Genomic DNA, 17,889 nt, shown 5'->3' with positions numbered 1-17,889 from the left:
TTTTGGTCTGGAGCCCGGCATGTTGCGCATAATAGATACAGAAACCTGTGGTCTGCAGGGAGGCATTGTTGAGATTGCGTCTGTCGATGTCGTTGACGGAACGATCGTCAATCCCATGAGCCATCTGGTGCGTCCTGACCGTCCCATCAGTCCACAAGCCATGGCTATCCATCACATCACTGAAGCGATGGTAGCGGATAAACCGTGGATTGAAGACATCATCCCGCAGTATTACGGCAGCGAGTGGTACGTGGCGCATAACGCCAGTTTTGATCGGCGTGTGCTGCCCGAAATGCCAGGAGAATGGATTTGCACCATGAAGCTTTCCCGCCGTCTGTGGCCGGGGATCAAATACAGCAATATGGCGCTCTATAAATCCCGCAAGCTGAGCGTCCAGACGCCGTCTGGTCTGCACCACCACCGCGCGCTTTATGACTGCTACATCACAGCGGCACTGCTGATCGACATTATGAAGACGTCCGGCTGGACCCCGGAGCAAATGGCCGATGTCACCGGTCGTCCTGCGTTGCTAACCACATTTACCTTCGGAAAATACCGCGGGAAACCGGTATCTGAAGTCGCTGAACGCGATCCGGGCTATTTGCGCTGGCTGTTTAACAACCTTGACAATATGAGCCCGGAATTGCGCCTAACGCTGAAACACTATCTGGATAACGCCTGAGTTTACGCTTGTCCAGGCAGTGTGCCCTGCGCCAGCCCAATCAAAAACGCGTATTCCAGGGCCACACCTTCGTAAGATTTATAGCGTCCGGATTTACCGCCGTGCCCGGAATCCATATCCGTGCAGAGTAACAGCAGATGGTCGTCCGTTTTCAGCTCACGCAGTTTTGCCACCCACTTTGCCGGTTCCCAGTATTGCACCTGGGAGTCGTGCAAGCCCGTTGTCACCAGCAGATGCGGATAAGCCTGCGCGGTAACATTGTCATACGGACTGTAGCTTTTCATGTAGGTGTAATACTCTTCCTCCTGCGGATTACCCCACTCTTCAAACTCACCGGTCGTCAGTGGAATTGACTCATCCAGCATTGTGGTCAGCACATCGACAAATGGCACCTGTGCAATGACGCCATGAAACAGTTCAGGGCGCTCATTGATGGCAACACCCATTAACATTCCTCCGGCGCTTCCTCCCATGCCATAACATAGCGAAGGCGCGCCATAGCCCATTTTTAGCAGTGCATCGCAGACGTCGAGATAATCATTGAAGGTATTTTTCTTATGCAGAAACTTACCGTCTTCGTACCACTGTTGCCCTAACTCACCGCCGCCACGGACATGGGCAATGGCATAAACAAAGCCGCGATCCAGCAGGCTCAAGCGGCTGCTGCTGAAATCGGCGTCCATGCTGGCGCCATACGAGCCATAACCGTAAACCAGTAACGGATTTTTTCCTTTCAGGAAGTACTTTTGATGGTAAACCAGCGAAACCGGAACCTCGGTACCATCCCGCGCGGTGATCCATACGTGTTCGCTGCGGTAGTTCGCCGCATCAAATCCGGGAACCTCCGTCTGCTTGAGCACGCAACGCTCTCCGGTGTCCATATCCAGTTCAAACAGCGTATCCGGGGTGGTCATGGAGGAATAGCCATAACGCAGGCGCGAGGTCTCCGGCTCAGGGTTATAGGCAAGCCATGTCACATACGCCGGATCGTCAAAGGCGATACCGACCACTTCGCGCGTTTTACGATTGATCTGACGCAGACTGGTTAAGCCCCGCTGGCGCTCTTCCACCACCAGCCAGTCTGTGAACAGCGTAAAGCCCTCCAGCATCACGTTGTCACGCGGAGGGATCAGCGTCTCCCAGACTTGCTCATCACGAACACGGGTACGGTACAGGCCGAAATTTTTCCCCTGACGGTTGGAGCGCAGATAAAAATTGTGCTGATAGTGATCGAGACTGTATTCGTGGTCTTTGCGTCGCGCTAAAAAGACCAGTGGCTCTGCATCAGCCAGTTCTGCATCAATGAGCAGAACCTCACTGGTGGTTGCACTCGCAATATGAATAACAACATAGTGCTGTGAGGTGGTTTTATGCAGACTGACATAAAACATATCATCGGCTTCTTCATATACCAGCTCATCCAGTGATGATGGCGAGCCTACGGTATGCCGCCAGACCTGATACGGCAGCAATGTGGTTTCATGCTTGCGGACATAATAGAAAGTCTGCGAGTCGTTGGCCCAGACTAATTCCGGCTCGACGTTTTCAAGTACCTCCGGGTACCAGTTACCCGTTTGTAAGTTGCGAAAACGCACGCCATATTGCCGGCGGGACAGATAATCCTCAGCCAGCGCCATAATGGTGTTATTCGGGGATATCGCCAGTCCTCCCAGCGTATAAAACTCACTGTGGGCCGCGCGCTGGTTACCATCCAACAAGGTGTCCCATTCATCCCACTCTTCACTGAAGGCAGACTGACGTTGATAAATGGCATATTCGCACCCCGGTTCATAGAGATGGCGATAGCGGTACCCATTTTTCACATACGGTGCAGACACATCCTGAGGGGGAATACGGTCGATAATCTCTTTCAGAACACGCTCCTGCAAAGCTTGCTGCGAAGCCATCACCTGGCGGCCATATACATTTTCTTGTTGCAGGTAATTCAGTACTTCTGGTTGCGAGCGGGTGTCATCTCGCAACCAGTAATAATTATCAACGCGGGTGTCGCCATGCTGCGTCATGGCGTGGGGAATACGAGGAGCTTTAGGTAGCATGTCATTGTTCTTTTGCTTAATCATCCTATAAGGGTGGCAAAAGTCAGCAATGATGCAAGCGAAACATGCGCCTTGGCGGTAACTATTTAACCCGGCAGGGCCTGTTTTTGTTCCTTAAGATCCTGCTCAATCCCTTCACGAACATCCTGCGGGATCTTCAACGCATCACCCAATGCATTCAGATAACTGCGTTCCATAAAGTGGTCGATATCAATCGCCGCACAGCTCAGGAAGTAAATTTCTAGCGCTTCTTCTTCGTTACGGATCCCCTGAGCCAGACGCTGAGGATCGAGTGGTTGTTCAATCGCACGTTCAATCAGAACGCGGCCCTGCTCTTCCACGCCCGCTTCACGGAGCTGCTGCTCAATAGCGCTACGTTCTTTGGCATCAATATGGCCATCGCTTTTCGCCGCAAAAACCAGCGCCAGAATCAGGCGTTCGGTTCGCTCATCCAGCGGTGAGCTTTGTGCACCAAACTGCGGCTCATCCTGATGCGCTGCGCGAACTTTATCCTTGTACTTGTTCCATAACACAGTCCCGGCAACCGCACCGCCGCCCACCAGAAGCGCGCTGGTGCCGTATTTACTCAGTAATTTACGAGAAGATTTGTTGGCAACCAGTAATCCTGCCAGACCGCCTAACGCGCCTGGAACGAGAAGTTTACTCAGCCCTTGCTCGCCAGAAGATGACGCGGAGGAACCCTTTTGCCCAAGAAGAGATTGTAGTTGATTTAGCCAGTTAGCCATTTTGCCCCTCAAGTACAGACGAATAATCATCAAAGCGTACCCGAGGGGATGTCAGGAAGTGTTCAGGTCATCAAAAGATGTGCAAATACCTCCGTTACTGCGGCTGATACTCCGCTGTTCCGGCTTTGCAGTCGACTTTTACCTGATAGTGAATATCCGCACTTTTACCGCGAACAGTCAGGGGGACAGACCATTTACCGTCTTTGCCCGTAATATCGGGCGTGTTTACCCAGGCGACCGGATCGGCTTGCCCGACGCGCTTTTGATCGTCAGCCCAGCGCGCGATGCGATTTTGTTGATAATCACGTTTCACGCTCGCCGCAATACCGTTAGCGTCCAGTCCCTCACACTTGGGGAACTGGACGTTTTTGCTTTCCATATTTGCCGCAAATACAGATACGCTGGCAGACAGCAGCAGCAGGCTCAATAACGTTCTTTTTTTATACATTCTTTTCTCCTTAATCTCCCCTTCGTCATTCAGATTGCCTGTAGCAACGGGAAATAACGTCAGGGATTGCACAATGATTCAGGGAAAAGCATGGTACAAAATATCAGGAGCGCAAGTCGTTTCAGGCCGCCTGGGTATCATCCTCAGCGTGCGCGTCGTTTTCGACAGCCTGCGGCGAAGGCAGCTTGCCATTTTTCAGAATGGCGCTCAGCACATCTTTTTGCTCAGCCAGCCACAGAGAAAGCGCTTCGCGCTGCTCGTCTTCAAGCGCTACCGGCGATTGCTCCAGCCATGTGTCGAGCAGATCCGCTGTATCCAGCATTTTGTCATACGCATCGGCTTCCTTTTTGCTGGTAAACGACATTTTTTCCTCACCTTCCCGAATGACTACGTATTTAACTTCAACCGCCATTTTTGCAGCCCCTTAAATTACCTGTATTTATGTACAGTATATTCTTTTTAAGCCCTGAAATCAACCTGGTAATAAAGACAGACGCAAACGTTTTCGTATATACTGCGCCCAGATAAAACAGGGGATTAATTTATGACGTTATTAGGCACAGCGCTGCGTCCAGCAGCAACGCGAGTGATGTTATTAGGTTCGGGAGAACTGGGTAAAGAGGTGGCAATTGAATGTCAACGCCTGGGTGTGGAAGTCATTGCCGTGGATCGTTACCCCGACGCGCCAGCGATGCACGTTGCTCATCGTTCCTACGTCATCAACATGTTGGATGGCGAAGCATTACGCCAGCTCGTCGAGCGTGAAAAACCACATTATATCGTGCCGGAAATCGAGGCGATCGCCACGGATATGCTGGTAAAACTGGAGCAGGAAGGCCAGCGTGTCGTGCCATGTGCAAGAGCAACGCAACTGACCATGAACCGGGAAGGGATCCGTCGACTTGCCGCCGAAGAATTGTCTTTACCGACCTCTTCTTACCGCTTTGCTGACAGTGAAGTCCGCTTTCGCGAGGCCGTCGCTGAAATCGGCTATCCCTGCATCGTAAAACCGGTAATGAGTTCTTCCGGTAAAGGCCAGAGCTTTATCCGCTCCGCCGAACAGCTAACCGAAGCCTGGAACTATGCCCAACAGGGCGGGCGAGCTGGCGCCGGGCGTGTTATCGTCGAAGGCGTGGTGAATTTCGATTTTGAAATCACACTGCTTACCGTCAGCGCCATTGACGGCGTACATTTTTGCGCGCCGGTAGGTCATCGCCAGGAAGACGGCGACTATCGTGAATCCTGGCAGCCGCAGCAGATGAGTGAACTGGCACTGGCGCGCGCGCAGGAGATTGCCCGTAAGGTGGTGCTGGCGCTGGGAGGCCACGGACTGTTTGGGGTCGAACTGTTTATCTGCGGTGATGAAGTGATTTTCAGCGAAGTCTCCCCTCGCCCTCACGACACGGGTATGGTGACGCTGATTTCTCAGGATCTGTCCGAGTTTGCCCTGCACGTGCGTGCATTCCTTGGTCTTCCCGTTGGCGCAATCCGCCAGTATGGGCCGTCAGCATCAGCGGTGATCCTGCCGAAGCTAAGCAGCCAAAACGTTACCTTTGATAATGTGGATGCTGCCGTTGGCGCGGGTTTGCAGATACGTCTGTTTGGTAAACCCGAAATCGACGGTACGCGTCGTTTAGGTGTCGTACTGGCAACTGCAGAAAGTGTTAAAGAAGCTGTTGATCGCGCAAAAAACGCGGCTTCACAGGTAAAAGTGACAGGTTAAAACCGGAGCCGTAGACCGGATGAGGCAGTAAAACCCCATCCGGCAAAGCCCGATATCGGCGCTAACGCCTCTTATCGGGCCTTCGGTTTACACGTTGATAGCTTACTGCTTCGCGCCTTCAACCGCTTCGCGAGCCAGTTTGGTGATACGATCGTAATCACCCGCTTCCAGCGCATCCGCCGGAACCAGCCAGGAACCGCCGATGCACAGCACGCTTTTCAGTGCCAGGTAGTCGCGGTAATTCGCTGGAGAGATACCACCGGTTGGGCAGAAACGGACCTGTGAGAACGGACCCGCAATCGCCTGCAGCGCTTTCGTACCGCCGTTCGCTTCAGCCGGGAAGAATTTGAACTCTTTCAAACCGTAGTCCATACCCAGCATCAGTTCAGAAACGGTGCTGATACCCGGGATCAACGGAATAGTGCCTTCAGTTGCGGCTTTCAGCAGTGGCTCGGTCAGACCCGGGCTGATAGCGAACTGCGCGCCCGCTTCGGTGACTTCAGCCAGCTGTTGTGGATTCAGTACGGTACCCGCACCAACGATAGCATCCGGAACTTCTTTGGCGATCGCGCGAATGGCATCCATCGCACATGCGGTACGTAACGTCACTTCCAGAACGCGCACGCCCCCTGCAACTAACGCTTTTGCCATCGGCACAGCGTGTTCCAGTTTGTTAACCACAATAACCGGTACAACCGGGCCAGTGGTCAGGATTGCTTCTGCACTTGTCTTCCAGTTTTTCATCAGAGTTTTCTCTCGCCTGATTACAAATTAAGTCTTAAAAAGTGATACAGGTTGCGCCCTGCTCCGCACCGGACAGCTTTTCACGCAACGCGCTGAACATTTCACGCCCGGTACCCACGCGCGAAGCGCTAAGGTCAGGGATGTGAGGCTGACGGGAAGCAAGTTCCTCTTCATCAACCAGCAGCGTTAATTCACCTGTCTGTCCATTCACACGAATGATGTCGCCATCGCGCACTTTCGCCAGCAGCCCGCCATCGTAAGCTTCTGGAGTTACATGGATTGCTGAAGGCACTTTACCTGAAGCACCTGAAAGTCGTCCATCGGTAACTAACGCAATTTTGAAACAACGGTCCAATAATACACCAAGTGGCGGCATGAGTTTATGTAATTCTGGCATTCCGTTCGCTTTTGGTCCCTGATGGCGCACAACGACCACACAATCCCGGTCAAGCAGACCCGCATCAAACGCCGGTAACACATCATGTTGACTTTCGAAGACCACGGCAGGCGCTTCAATCACCTGATTTTCAACTGGAACAGCTGAGGTTTTCATCACCGCACGCCCCAGGTTACCACTCAGTACTTTAGTGCCGCCGTGATGGGAGAATGGCTGATCAAAGGCGGCAATCACATTGCTGTCCAGTGATTTTTCCGCACCTTCGCGCCAGTCCAGTTCACCATTGTTGAGCCACGGCTCCAGGGTGTAGCGCGATAAACCGAATCCAGCGACAGTGTTCACATCTTCATGTAACAGACCCGCATTCAGCAGTTCACGCATTAATACAGGCACACCGCCAGCAGCCTGGAAATGGTTAATGTCTGCCGGGCCATTCGGGTACAGACGCGCCATCAGCGGCACGATATCGGATAGATCGGAGAAGTCATCCCAGTTAATCAGAATACCGGCTGCACGCGCCATGGCTACCAGGTGCATCGTATGGTTGGTTGAACCGCCGGTCGCCAGCAGTGCCACAATACCGTTCACAACCACTTTTTCATCAATCATTTTCCCGATCGGCATCCATTCATTGCCGTTGCCGGTCAGACGTGTTACCTGACGGGCCGCCGCTGCGGTCAATGCTTCACGCAGTGGTGCATCCGGGTGAACAAAAGAGGAACCTGGCAACTGCATGCCCATGAACTCCACCACCATCTGGTTGGTGTTAGCGGTGCCGTAGAACGTACAGGTTCCCGGCGCATGATAAGACGCAGCCTCGGATTCGAGCAGTGCCATACGATCCACTTTGCCTTCGGCATACAGTTGACGAATACGCACTTTCTCTTTGTTCGCCAGACCACTCGCCATCGGGCCTGAAGGGATGAAGATTGAAGGCAGATGACCGAAGGAAAGCGCCGCCATGACCAGGCCCGGGACAATCTTGTCACACACGCCGAGGAACAACGCACCGTCGAACATATTGTGTGAGAGCCCCACAGCCGCTGACATCGCAATGACTTCACGACTTAGCAGAGAAAGCTCCATACCGTCCTGGCCCTGGGTCACACCGTCGCACATCGCAGGTACACCACCAGCAACCTGGCCCACCGCATTGGCTTCATGTAGTGCTTTGCGAATGATGGCCGGATAGTGTTCATACGGCTGGTGTGCGGAAAGCATGTCGTTATAGGAGGTAATGATCGCGATATTGTTACGCAACATGCTTTTTAGCGAGGCTTTATCCTCCGGCTGACAGGCGGCAAAACCATGCGCCAGATTGCCGCATGCCAGCTGTGAGCGATGGACGGTAGTCGTTTTAGCCTGTTCGATTCGAGCGAGGTAGGCGGAACGCGTGTCCCGGGAACGTTCGACGATGCGTTGTGTTACGCGTAACAAATTCGGATTCATAGAGGCTCCTAAAATTTATCTGTCAGAGCGGTTGGGTAAACAATGTATTCAGCATTACTAAATATAGCTGAATCGCTTGTTAGCCGTAGCTCAGGGGCAAAATCGTTTCAGGCAGTGTAATAAAAAAAACCTCGCGGGTGAATCCACGCGAGGTTTAAAAGTGCAAAAATTATTCTACAATCTGTGTTAGATCATGTTACCGGTAAAATAACACCTAATGGCTAGATGATCTTTTACTCGAATTCGTTCCAGGAACGACCGTCACGGGTGATCATGGCTACAGACGCAACCGGTCCCCAGGTTCCTGCCTGATAAGGCTTCGGCGACTCGTTATCCATCGCCCAGGCTTCAGTAATTGAATCCACCCACTTCCAGGCCTCTTCGACTTCATCGCGACGCACAAACAGAGCCTGAATACCGCGCATGGTTTCCAACAGCAGGCGCTCATAGGCGTCGGCCAGGTGCGTTTGGTTGAAGGTTTCTGAGTAGCTCAGATCCAGCTTAGTGATCTGCAGATTATGTTTGTGGTCCAGACCCGGCACTTTGTTCAGTACCTGGATATCAACCCCTTCATCAGGCTGCAAACGAATAGTCAACTTGTTCTGCGGCAGATCCTGCCAGGATTCTTTAAACAGATTCAGCTCAGGTGTTTTGAAATAAACCACCACTTCAGAGCACTTGGTTGGTAAACGTTTACCGGTACGCAGGTAGAACGGTACACCCGTCCAACGCCAGTTATCGATATCGACGCGGATCGCCACAAACGTTTCCGTATTGCTGCTCTTATTCGCGCCCTCTTCTTCCAGGTAACCCGGTACCTTTTTACCCTGGGCAAAACCAGTGGTGTACTGGCCGCGAACCGTTTTTTCACGCACGTTCGAGCGATCGATGCGACGCAGCGATTTCAGGACCTTCACTTTCTCATCGCGAATGCTGTCGGCGCTCAGATCAGCCGGAGGGGACATTGCGATCATGCAGAGGATTTGCAGCAAGTGGTTCTGGATCATATCGCGCATTTGACCGGCCTGGTCAAAATAGCCCCAGCGGCCTTCAATACCGACCTCTTCAGCCACGGTAATTTCTACGTGATCGATAGTGCGGTTATCCCAGTTGTTCACAAACAGGGAGTTGGCAAAACGCAGTGCCAACAGGTTCAGGACCGTCTCTTTCCCGAGATAGTGGTCAATACGATAAACCTGGCACTCTTCGAAGTACTCGCCAACCTGATCGTTGATTTCACGGGATGTCGCCAGAGACGTGCCCAGCGGTTTTTCCATCACCACGCGAGCGGGTTTAGCATTCAGCTTTGCTTCACCCAAGCCTTTGCAGATCGCGCCAAAGGTGCTTGGCGGCATAGCGAAATAGTTAATCGTGGTACGTGATTTTTGATCCAGCATCTCGCCCAGACGGCTAAATGCGGCGGTGTCATTGACGTCCAGGTTACAAAACTCCAGACGGCCACTGAGAGTTTCCCATAAACTTTCATCAATTTTTTCTTTCATGAAAGTTTCGAGCGCTTCGCGTACAACCTTGGTATAGGCAGCTTTGTCCCAATCAGCACGCCCAACCCCAATGATACGGGTTTCCGGGTTAATCTGACCGGCCTTTTCCAGTTGATACAGGGAAGGCAGCAATTTCCGTCGCGCCAGGTCACCCTTCGCACCGAAAATGACCAGGTCACATGCCTGGGCTGTTTGCGTTACCGCCATGTCATTCTCCTCAATTAAGTGCCTGGTGCTTTTGCCAGACACTGGTTGTAATTTTATTACAGTGCACTGTACTGCTTTTACGTGAATCCGGAAACCGTAAACGCTTATCCAGCCGTGCTGTTACCGCGAACAGCCGCTTTATTGGCGTATAACCCATCAAAATGGATAAAAAAGTCGTATTTTTCGTACCCATGACGAAGTATGAAAATCCGACTCCGATCATGTAATGAAAAAAAACAACAACTATTCTGTCCATTTTGCCCCGTTGCTGCATTAGCAGGGGTAATATCTATACACTAAATTGTGTATCGGTTTCCCCGTATCGCTGAAATCGTTTTTGCCCATGACCCATGAGTCTACCTACATCATGAATATGCTGGAAAAAATCCAGTTAAAACTGGAACATTTGAGCAAGTCAGAGCGTAAAGTCGCCGACATTATTCTTGCCTCTCCCGAGCGGGCAATCCATTCAAGTATCGCCGCACTTGCTGTAGAAGCGAATGTCAGCGAGCCAACGGTGAACCGTTTCTGTCGCAGCATGGACACCCGCGGCTTTCCTGATTTTAAACTGCATCTGGCGCAAAGTCTGGCAAATGGTACCCCTTATGTTAATCGCAATGTAGATGAGGATGACAGCGTTGAATCTTACACGGGGAAAATCTTCGAGTCAGCGATGGCAAGCCTCGACCACGTTCGCCAGTCGCTGGATAACGCGGCGGTAAACCGGGCAGTAGATTTATTAACCCAGGCGAAGAAAATTGCCTTCTTTGGTTTAGGTTCTTCCGCCGCGGTAGCACATGACGCGATGAATAAATTTTTCCGCTTTAACGTTCCGGTTATCTATTCCGACGACATCGTACTGCAACGCATGAGCTGTATGAATTGTAGTGATGACGATGTCATTGTGCTCATTTCACACACCGGAAGAACCAAAAGTCTGGTGGAACTGGCACAACTGGCAAGAGAAAACGATGCCATGGTGATTGCCCTGACATCTCCTGGTACTCCGCTGGCACGTGAAGCAACGCTGGCAATTACCCTCGATGTACCGGAAGATACTGACATTTATATGCCCATGGTCTCTCGACTTGCTCAACTTACCGTGATAGATGTGCTGGCTACGGGATTTACTTTGCGCCGTGGGGCAAAATTTAGAGATAACTTGAAGCGTGTCAAGGAAGCGCTCAAGGAATCGCGTTTTGATAAAGAATTACTCATCAAGAGTGATGACCGCTAAAAGCAATAACAATGTTCTACCCTTTTATCATCCGGGTCGTTCATTTTACCGTTTATGTTCGAGAACGGCCGGATTAATGTTCACGCAACACCAAGTTGTTTCAGTCAACGGAGTATTACATGTCCAGAAGGCTTCGCAGAACCAAAATCGTTACCACCTTAGGCCCGGCAACTGACCGCGATAACAACCTTGAAAAAATTATCGCCGCTGGGGCGAACGTTGTACGTATGAACTTTTCGCACGGCTCTCCAGAAGATCACAAATTGCGGGCGGATAAAGTCCGTGAGATTGCCGCCAAACTGGGACGTCATGTAGCTATTTTGGGTGACCTGCAGGGACCTAAAATCCGCGTATCGACCTTTAAAGAAGGGAAAGTATTTCTCAATGTTGGCGACAAATTCCTGTTAGACGCCAACCTCGGTAAAGGTGAAGGCGACAAAGAAAAAGTCGGCATCGATTACAAAGGCCTGCCTGCTGACGTCGTGCCGGGCGATATCCTGCTGCTGGATGATGGTCGCGTACAGCTCAAAGTGCTGGAAGTTCAGGGTATGAAAGTCTTCACCGAAGTCACTGTCGGTGGCCCGCTCTCCAACAACAAAGGTATCAACAAACTTGGCGGTGGCCTTTCTGCTGAAGCTCTGACGGAAAAAGACAAAGCAGACATCATTACTGCAGCGCAAATCAGCGTTGACTATCTGGCGGTTTCTTTCCCTCGCTGTGGCGAAGATCTGAATTATGCCCGCCGCCTGGCGCGCGACGCTGGCTGCGATGCGAAAATTGTTGCCAAGGTAGAGCGTGCTGAAGCTGTCTGCGACCAGAATGCGATGGATGACATCATCCTTGCCTCTGACGTGGTAATGGTCGCGCGTGGTGACCTGGGCGTGGAAATTGGCGACCCGGAGCTGGTTGGTATTCAGAAAGCGTTGATCCGTCGCGCACGTCAGCTGAACCGTGCGGTTATTACCGCAACGCAGATGATGGAGTCAATGATCACTAACCCAATGCCGACACGTGCGGAAGTCATGGACGTGGCAAACGCCGTGCTGGATGGGACTGATGCCGTCATGCTGTCTGCCGAAACTGCGGCAGGCCAGTACCCGGCGGAAACCGTCGCAGCTATGGCTCGCGTATGTCTGGGTGCAGAGAAAATCCCGAGCATCAACGTTTCTAAACACCGTCTCGACGTACAGTTTGATAATGTCGAAGAAGCTATCGCCATGTCAGCGATGTATGCCGCGAACCATCTGAAAGGCGTTACCGCTATCATCGCCATGACCGAGTCCGGTCGTACTGCGCTGATGACATCACGCATCAGTTCTGGCCTGCCAATTTTCGCGATGTCTCGTCATGAGCGTACGCTGAATCTGACCTCTCTGTATCGTGGGGTTACACCGGTCCACTTTGACAGCGAAACTGACGGTGTAATGGCTGCCAACGAAGCGGTCAATCTGCTGCGCGACAAAGGCTACCTGGTGTCAGGCGATCTGGTGATTGTGACCCAGGGTGATGTCATGAGCACCATCGGCTCCACCAACACCACACGTATTCTGACTGTAGAATAACGACTCTGCTGACTGCCTGATATTACTCGCTTATCAGGCGCACAGGTCGCCTGATACAAAAAAGCCTCTCGAACGAGAGGCTTTTTTTATTTCTTCGGATAGAGATCTTTGCGCTTATAGGGCTCAATCTCGCCGGGTTTGCGGGTCTTTAGCAGTTTCAGAATCCAGGTGTATTGTTCAAGATGTGGGGTGACAAAAATCTCCACTTCTTCATTCATCCGTCTGGCAATTGTATGGTCATCGGCCGTCAGAATGTCATCCATGGGGGGGCGTACCTGAATCGTCAGGCGATGCGTTTTACCATCGTACACCGGGAATAGCGGTATTACGCGTGCATGACAAACCTTCATCAGGCGGCCAATCGCCGGTAACGTTGCCTTATAGGTCGCGAAGAAATCGACAAACTCGCTGTGCTCCGGGCCGTGGTCCTGATCCGGTAAGTAATATCCCCAGTATCCCTGCCGTACCGACTGAATAAAAGGTTTAATACCGTCGTTACGTGCATGTAAACGACCGCCGAAACGTCGACGTACCGTATTCCAGACATAGTCAAATACCGGATTGCCCTGGTTATGGAACATCGCTGCCATTTTCTGGCCTTGAGCTGCCATCAGCATTGCCGGAATATCAACACCCCAGCCGTGAGGGACGAGAAAAATCACCTTTTCCTCATTACGTCGCATCTCATCGATAATTTCCAGGCCCTGCCAGTCAACGCGGTGCTGGATTTTCTCCGGACCGCGCATGGCTAATTCTGCCATCATAACCATCGCCTGAGGCGCAGTCGCAAACATCTCATCAACGATGGCCTCACGCTCGGTTTCGCTGCGCTCTGGAAAACAGAGGGATAAATTAATAAGCGCTCTACGACGCGAACTTTTCCCCAGCCGTCCGGCAAGCCGCCCCAGTTTCGCCAGAACGGGATCGCGAAATGACGCGGGCGTTAATGCAATCCCTGCAATCGCTGCCACGCCAAGCCAGGCGCCCCAGTAGCGCGGGTGACGGAATGATTTTTGAAACTCAGGGATATACTCAATACTCTTTTTTTTCGTTTCCATGCTCTTCCAGTATCGGGGGCCGCGAAAAAGTAAATCTGCTGATAGTGTAGCGGCGCACCGTGTCCCGTACAAAATAAAAAAAGCCGGCACGCTTAGCGTACCGGCTCTGTCAGTGTATTTATTAATCGAAGCGTAACTGAGGCAGAACCTCTTTCACCTGAGCCAGGTACTCGGTACGATCCGAACCGCTCAGCCCTTCCGTACGCGGCAGTTTTGCCGTCAACGGGTTCACAGCCTGCTGGTTGACCCATACTTCGTAGTGCAGGTGCGGGCCCGTAGAACGCCCGGTGTTACCTGACAGCGCAATGCGATCGCCACGTTTCACTTTTTGCCCCGGTTTAACCAGCAGCTTACGCAGGTGCATGTAACGGGTGGTGTAAGTACGACCGTGACGAACAGCAACATAGTATCCGGCCGCGCCACTCCGTTTCGCGACAACCACCTCACCATCACCGACTGACAGCACCGGCGTACCTTGCGGCATCGCAAAGTCGACACCTTTGTGCGGTGCAACGCGCCCGGTTACCGGATTCAGGCGACGTGGATTGAAGTTTGACGAAATGCGGAACTGCTTCGCCGTAGGGAAACGCATAAACCCTTTAGCAAGCCCGGTCCCGTTACGGTCATAGAATTTACCGTCTTCAGCACGGATCGCGTAATAATCCTTGCCTTCAGAGCGCAAACGAACGCCCAGCAGTTGGCTTTGTTCGCGTTTACCGTCCAGCATCTCGCGAGACATCAAAACGGAGAACTCATCGCCTTTCTTCAGCTTGCGAAAGTCCATCTGCCATTGCATCGCTTTAATCACTGCGCTGATTTCAGAGCTGGTCAGGCCGGCATCTCTTGCACTGGCGACAAAACTACCGCCCACCGTACCGTTGATTCGGCTGTTGACCCAGTCGCCCTGCTGCATTTCGCTGCTCATTTTGAAACCCGTTGCTGTACGATCATAAGTACGGGTTTCACGGCGGGAGACTTCCCAGGTCAGGCGCTGCAAATCACCTTCCGAAGACAGTGTCCAGGAAAGTTGCTGGCCAATTTTCAGATTACGTAGATCTTTATCAGATGCGGCAAGCTGGCTGATATCGCCCATATCAATGCCGTACTGGTTCAGAATACTGCTCAGCGTATCGCCGGTAGAGACAACATACTCGTGAACCCCGGCCTCGCCAGAGGTCTTGTCATCAAGTTCGTCCTGAGGGATAGCTTCATCTTCCTGAGCGGCTTGATCGATAGGTTCGCTGGCCTCTGGCAACAGTGAACGTATCTCGCTTTTTTCCAACTCAATGGTTTTAACGATGGGTGCAGAGTCGGGATGGTATACATAAGGCCGCCAGACTGCGACGGCCAATGTCAGAACAGTAAGCGACCCCAACATAACACGATGGGGTCGCGGCAAATTATTAAACGCCAGAGCGACAGAGCGGGCTATCTGTTGCACGTATTCACTTCCTCATTAATCTCCTTTCAGGCAGCTCGCATACTGGTTGGCTAATTGGTTCAGAAACGCTGAATAGCTTGTTTTACCCAGTTTGATATTCGTTCCGAGGGGATCCAACGTTCCCATTCGAACGGATGTCCCTCTCGCTACGGCTTCAACGACCGCTGGCCTGAACTGTGGCTCAGCAAAAACGCAGGTTGCTTTTTGCTCAACCAACTGTGTTCTTATTTCATGTAAACGCTGCGCACCAGGTTGAATCTCAGGGTTCACGGTAAAGTGACCAAGCGGTGTTAGCCCGTAGTGTTTTTCGTAGTAGCCATAGGCGTCATGAAAAACGAAATACCCTTTACCCTTGAGCGGTGCGAGCTCGTTACCTACCTGCTTATCGGTTGCGGCTAATTGTGCCTCAAAATCCTTCAGGTTGGCGTCAAGTTTGGCTCGACTTTGCGGCATAAGTTCCACTAATTTATCATGGATTGCAACCGCTGAGGCCCGCGCTATCTCTGGGGAAAGCCAAAGATGCATGTTGTAATCACCATGATGGTGATGCTCGTCACTTTTTTCGCCGTGAGCGTCGTTATGCCCATGATCGTCATCATCATCGTCAGCGCCTTTCATGAGTAACGGTTTCACGTCATTGAGCTGCGCAATCGTTACCTGTTTTGCGTTAGGAATATTCTTGACTGACTTTTCCATAAACGCCTCCATTTCCGGACCTATCCAAACAACTAAGTCCGCGTTCTGTAAGCGTTTTACGTCTGAAGGACGCAGCGAATAATCGTGTTCGGAAGCCCCATCAGGCAACAGAACCTGGGTGTCTGTAACCCCATCTGCAATCGCTGAAGCAATAAAGCCCAACGGCTTAAGTGACGCCACTACAGCAGCATTTGCTGCCTGAGTTGCACTACCCCAAAGAGCAGCGGATAATGCTGCGAAAAGAAGCGTATTTTTATGTAACATAATGCGACCAATCATCGTAACGAATGTGAGAAATGTGATATTATAACATTCTATAACTTCTGCAAGACTAAAATTGATATGACGACTTTGGTTTCACTGGAAAATGTCTCGGTCTCTTATGGTCAACGCCGCGTCCTTTCTGACGTATCGCTTGAACTTCGACCCGGCAAAATTTTAACGCTTCTTGGCCCGAATGGGGCCGGAAAGTCTACGCTGGTGCGCGTTGTATTGGGGCTGGTAGCGGCTGATGAAGGGGTTATCAAGCGCAACGGGCATTTGCGGATTGGCTATGTACCGCAAAAACTCTACCTCGATACAACACTTCCGCTGACGGTGAGTCGCTTTTTGCGCTTACGTCCTGGCACAAAGAAAACCGACATTCTCCCTGCGCTGAAGCGTGTTCAGGCCGGGCATCTGATGGATGCGCCGATGCAAAAACTGTCCGGCGGGGAAACACAGCGTGTCTTGCTGGCCCGTGCGTTGCTAAATAAACCGCAGCTCCTGGTGCTCGATGAACCGACTCAGGGCGTGGATGTGAATGGTCAGGTTGCACTGTACGATCTTATCGATCAGTTGCGACGTGAGCTGGATTGCGCCGTGCTGATGGTATCCCATGACCTGCATCTGGTCATGGCAAAAACCGACGAAGTCCTGTGTCTGAACCACCACATTTGCTGCTCCGGCACGCCAGAGGTGGTTTCTATGCACCCTGAATTCATTTCTATGTTCGGGCAACGCGGCGCTGAACAACTCGGAATTTACCGTCACAACCATAATCATCGCCACGATTTACAGGGTCGCATTGTTTTACGCCGGGGAAATGGTCACTCATGATTGAATTATTATTACCCGGTTGGTTAGCCGGGATCATGCTGGCCTGTGCTGCTGGCCCGCTTGGCTCGTTTGTAGTCTGGCGTCGAATGTCTTATTTCGGCGATACGCTGGCTCATGCGTCGCTGCTGGGGGTCGCCTTTGGCCTGCTGCTGGATGTAAACCCTTTCTATGCGGTTATCGCCGTCACCCTGTTGCTGGCCGCAGGCCTGGTATGGCTGGAGAAACGCCCGCATCTCGCGATTGATACCCTGCTCGGTATTATGGCGCACAGTGCGCTGTCATTAGGGCTGGTTGTTGTCAGCCTGATGTCCAACATCCGTGTGGATCTGATGGCCTATCTGTTTGGCGATCTGCTCGCCGTCACCCCAGAAGATCTGGTGGCCATTGCCATTGGCGTGGTTATCGTTCTGGCGATTTTGTTCTGGCAGTGGCGTAACCTGCTGTCGATGACTATCAGCCCGGATCTGGCCTTTGTTGATGGCGTGAAGCTGCAACGTGTCAAGCTATTGCTGATGCTGGTCACAGCACTCACTATTGGTGTAGCGATGAAATTCGTCGGGGCTCTGATTATCACCTCACTGCTGATAATTCCTGCGGCTACCGCACGTCGTTTCGCCCGTACACCCGAACAGATGGCCGGTGTTGCCGTGGGCGTTGGGATGATAGCGGTTACAGGCGGGCTGACCTTCTCAGCGTTCTATGATACGCCAGCAGGACCATCCGTGGTGCTTTGTGCTGCACTGCTGTTTATCTTCAGTATGATGAAGAAGCAAGCGAGCTGAGTGGTATTTCGCCGGATGGCGGTTTCACCTAATCCTGCCTACATCATACCGTAGGCCTGA

16 protein-coding genes are annotated in these 17,889 nt (G+C 51.9%); 6 read left to right on the top strand and 10 right to left on the bottom strand.

The annotated features are described in order from the left end of the window. Positions 1–19 precede the first annotated feature (19 nt). Entirely contained in the window at positions 20–682 is a 663-nt protein-coding gene (gene exoX, locus HV041_RS06725) for an exodeoxyribonuclease X (protein WP_061068071.1), read from the top strand. A gap of 2 nt (positions 683–684) precedes the next feature. Here the strand turns inward: exoX and ptrB are convergent, their stop codons facing one another. The 4 genes from ptrB to yebG all read right to left on the bottom strand — a co-directional run bounded on the left by ptrB (position 685) and on the right by yebG (position 4,345). Continuing rightward, positions 685–2,739 carry an oligopeptidase B gene (gene ptrB / locus HV041_RS06720; protein WP_182294112.1) on the bottom strand — a complete coding sequence of 685 codons (2,055 nt, stop codon included), beginning with the start codon at positions 2,737–2,739 and terminating at the stop codon, positions 685–687. Between the two features lie 86 nt (positions 2,740–2,825). Beyond that, on the bottom strand, positions 2,826–3,485 hold the full coding sequence (locus HV041_RS06715; protein WP_061068073.1) for a tellurite resistance TerB family protein: 660 nt from the start codon (positions 3,483–3,485) through the stop codon (positions 2,826–2,828). 94 nt (positions 3,486–3,579) lie between these two features. After that, positions 3,580–3,933, bottom strand: a complete 354-nt coding sequence (gene yebF, locus HV041_RS06710; RefSeq protein WP_003034909.1) for a protein YebF — start codon at positions 3,931–3,933, stop codon at positions 3,580–3,582. 121 nt (positions 3,934–4,054) lie between these two features. Next, the gene (gene yebG / locus HV041_RS06705) at positions 4,055–4,345 is read right to left on the bottom strand and encodes a DNA damage-inducible protein YebG (protein WP_003833810.1); all 291 of its coding nucleotides are present in this window, start codon (positions 4,343–4,345) and stop codon (positions 4,055–4,057) included. A 132-nt stretch (positions 4,346–4,477) separates the two neighbouring features. Between yebG and purT the strand changes: the two genes are divergently transcribed. Next, the gene (gene purT / locus HV041_RS06700; RefSeq protein WP_121584748.1) at positions 4,478–5,656 is read left to right on the top strand and encodes a formate-dependent phosphoribosylglycinamide formyltransferase; all 1,179 of its coding nucleotides are present in this window, start codon (positions 4,478–4,480) and stop codon (positions 5,654–5,656) included. Positions 5,657–5,758: 102 nt separating this feature from the next. Here the strand turns inward: purT and kdgA are convergent, their stop codons facing one another. The 3 genes from kdgA to zwf form a co-directional block, all read right to left on the bottom strand. Next, positions 5,759–6,400: a bifunctional 4-hydroxy-2-oxoglutarate aldolase/2-dehydro-3-deoxy-phosphogluconate aldolase gene (kdgA, locus tag HV041_RS06695; RefSeq protein ID WP_003034901.1), complete on the bottom strand. Its 642-nt coding sequence runs from the start codon at positions 6,398–6,400 to the stop codon at positions 5,759–5,761. Between the two features lie 34 nt (positions 6,401–6,434). After that, the gene (gene edd / locus HV041_RS06690; protein WP_086523748.1) at positions 6,435–8,246 is read right to left on the bottom strand and encodes a phosphogluconate dehydratase; all 1,812 of its coding nucleotides are present in this window, start codon (positions 8,244–8,246) and stop codon (positions 6,435–6,437) included. Positions 8,247–8,479: 233 nt separating this feature from the next. Next, positions 8,480–9,955: a glucose-6-phosphate dehydrogenase gene (gene zwf, locus HV041_RS06685; RefSeq protein WP_061068076.1), complete on the bottom strand. Its 1,476-nt coding sequence runs from the start codon at positions 9,953–9,955 to the stop codon at positions 8,480–8,482. 367 nt (positions 9,956–10,322) lie between these two features. Here zwf and HV041_RS06680 point away from each other — a divergent pair, with 367 nt between their 5' ends. Both HV041_RS06680 and pyk read left to right on the top strand, forming a co-directional pair. Further along, the gene (locus HV041_RS06680; RefSeq protein ID WP_003034893.1) at positions 10,323–11,192 is read left to right on the top strand and encodes a MurR/RpiR family transcriptional regulator; all 870 of its coding nucleotides are present in this window, start codon (positions 10,323–10,325) and stop codon (positions 11,190–11,192) included. 119 nt (positions 11,193–11,311) lie between these two features. Further along, positions 11,312–12,754, top strand: a complete 1,443-nt coding sequence (gene pyk, locus HV041_RS06675) for a pyruvate kinase (RefSeq protein ID WP_048211374.1) — start codon at positions 11,312–11,314, stop codon at positions 12,752–12,754. An 86-nt stretch (positions 12,755–12,840) separates the two neighbouring features. Here the strand turns inward: pyk and lpxM are convergent, their stop codons facing one another. The 3 genes from lpxM to znuA all read right to left on the bottom strand — a co-directional run bounded on the left by lpxM (position 12,841) and on the right by znuA (position 16,213). Beyond that, positions 12,841–13,812: a lauroyl-Kdo(2)-lipid IV(A) myristoyltransferase gene (gene lpxM / locus HV041_RS06670; protein ID WP_121584749.1), complete on the bottom strand. Its 972-nt coding sequence runs from the start codon at positions 13,810–13,812 to the stop codon at positions 12,841–12,843. 121 nt (positions 13,813–13,933) lie between these two features. Continuing rightward, a complete protein-coding gene (mepM, locus tag HV041_RS06665; protein WP_071887356.1) occupies positions 13,934–15,253 on the bottom strand; it encodes a murein DD-endopeptidase MepM in 1,320 nt (439 codons plus the stop codon). A gap of 15 nt (positions 15,254–15,268) precedes the next feature. Then, entirely contained in the window at positions 15,269–16,213 is a 945-nt protein-coding gene (gene znuA, locus HV041_RS06660; RefSeq protein ID WP_005120703.1) for a zinc ABC transporter substrate-binding protein ZnuA, read from the bottom strand. Positions 16,214–16,291: 78 nt separating this feature from the next. Here znuA and znuC point away from each other — a divergent pair, with 78 nt between their 5' ends. After that, positions 16,292–17,047, top strand: a complete 756-nt coding sequence (znuC, locus tag HV041_RS06655) for a zinc ABC transporter ATP-binding protein ZnuC (RefSeq protein WP_048211371.1) — start codon at positions 16,292–16,294, stop codon at positions 17,045–17,047. After that, positions 17,044–17,829, top strand: a complete 786-nt coding sequence (gene znuB / locus HV041_RS06650) for a zinc ABC transporter permease subunit ZnuB (RefSeq protein ID WP_048211370.1) — start codon at positions 17,044–17,046, stop codon at positions 17,827–17,829. The genes znuC and znuB overlap by 4 nt, the downstream gene beginning before the upstream one ends. The last annotated feature ends 60 nt before the right edge of the window (positions 17,830–17,889 follow it).

Source organism: Citrobacter sp. RHBSTW-00029, from assembly GCF_014104295.1.
GTDB lineage: Bacteria > Pseudomonadota > Gammaproteobacteria > Enterobacterales > Enterobacteriaceae > Citrobacter > Citrobacter youngae.
This window is presented reverse-complemented; position numbering and strand designations above follow the sequence as displayed.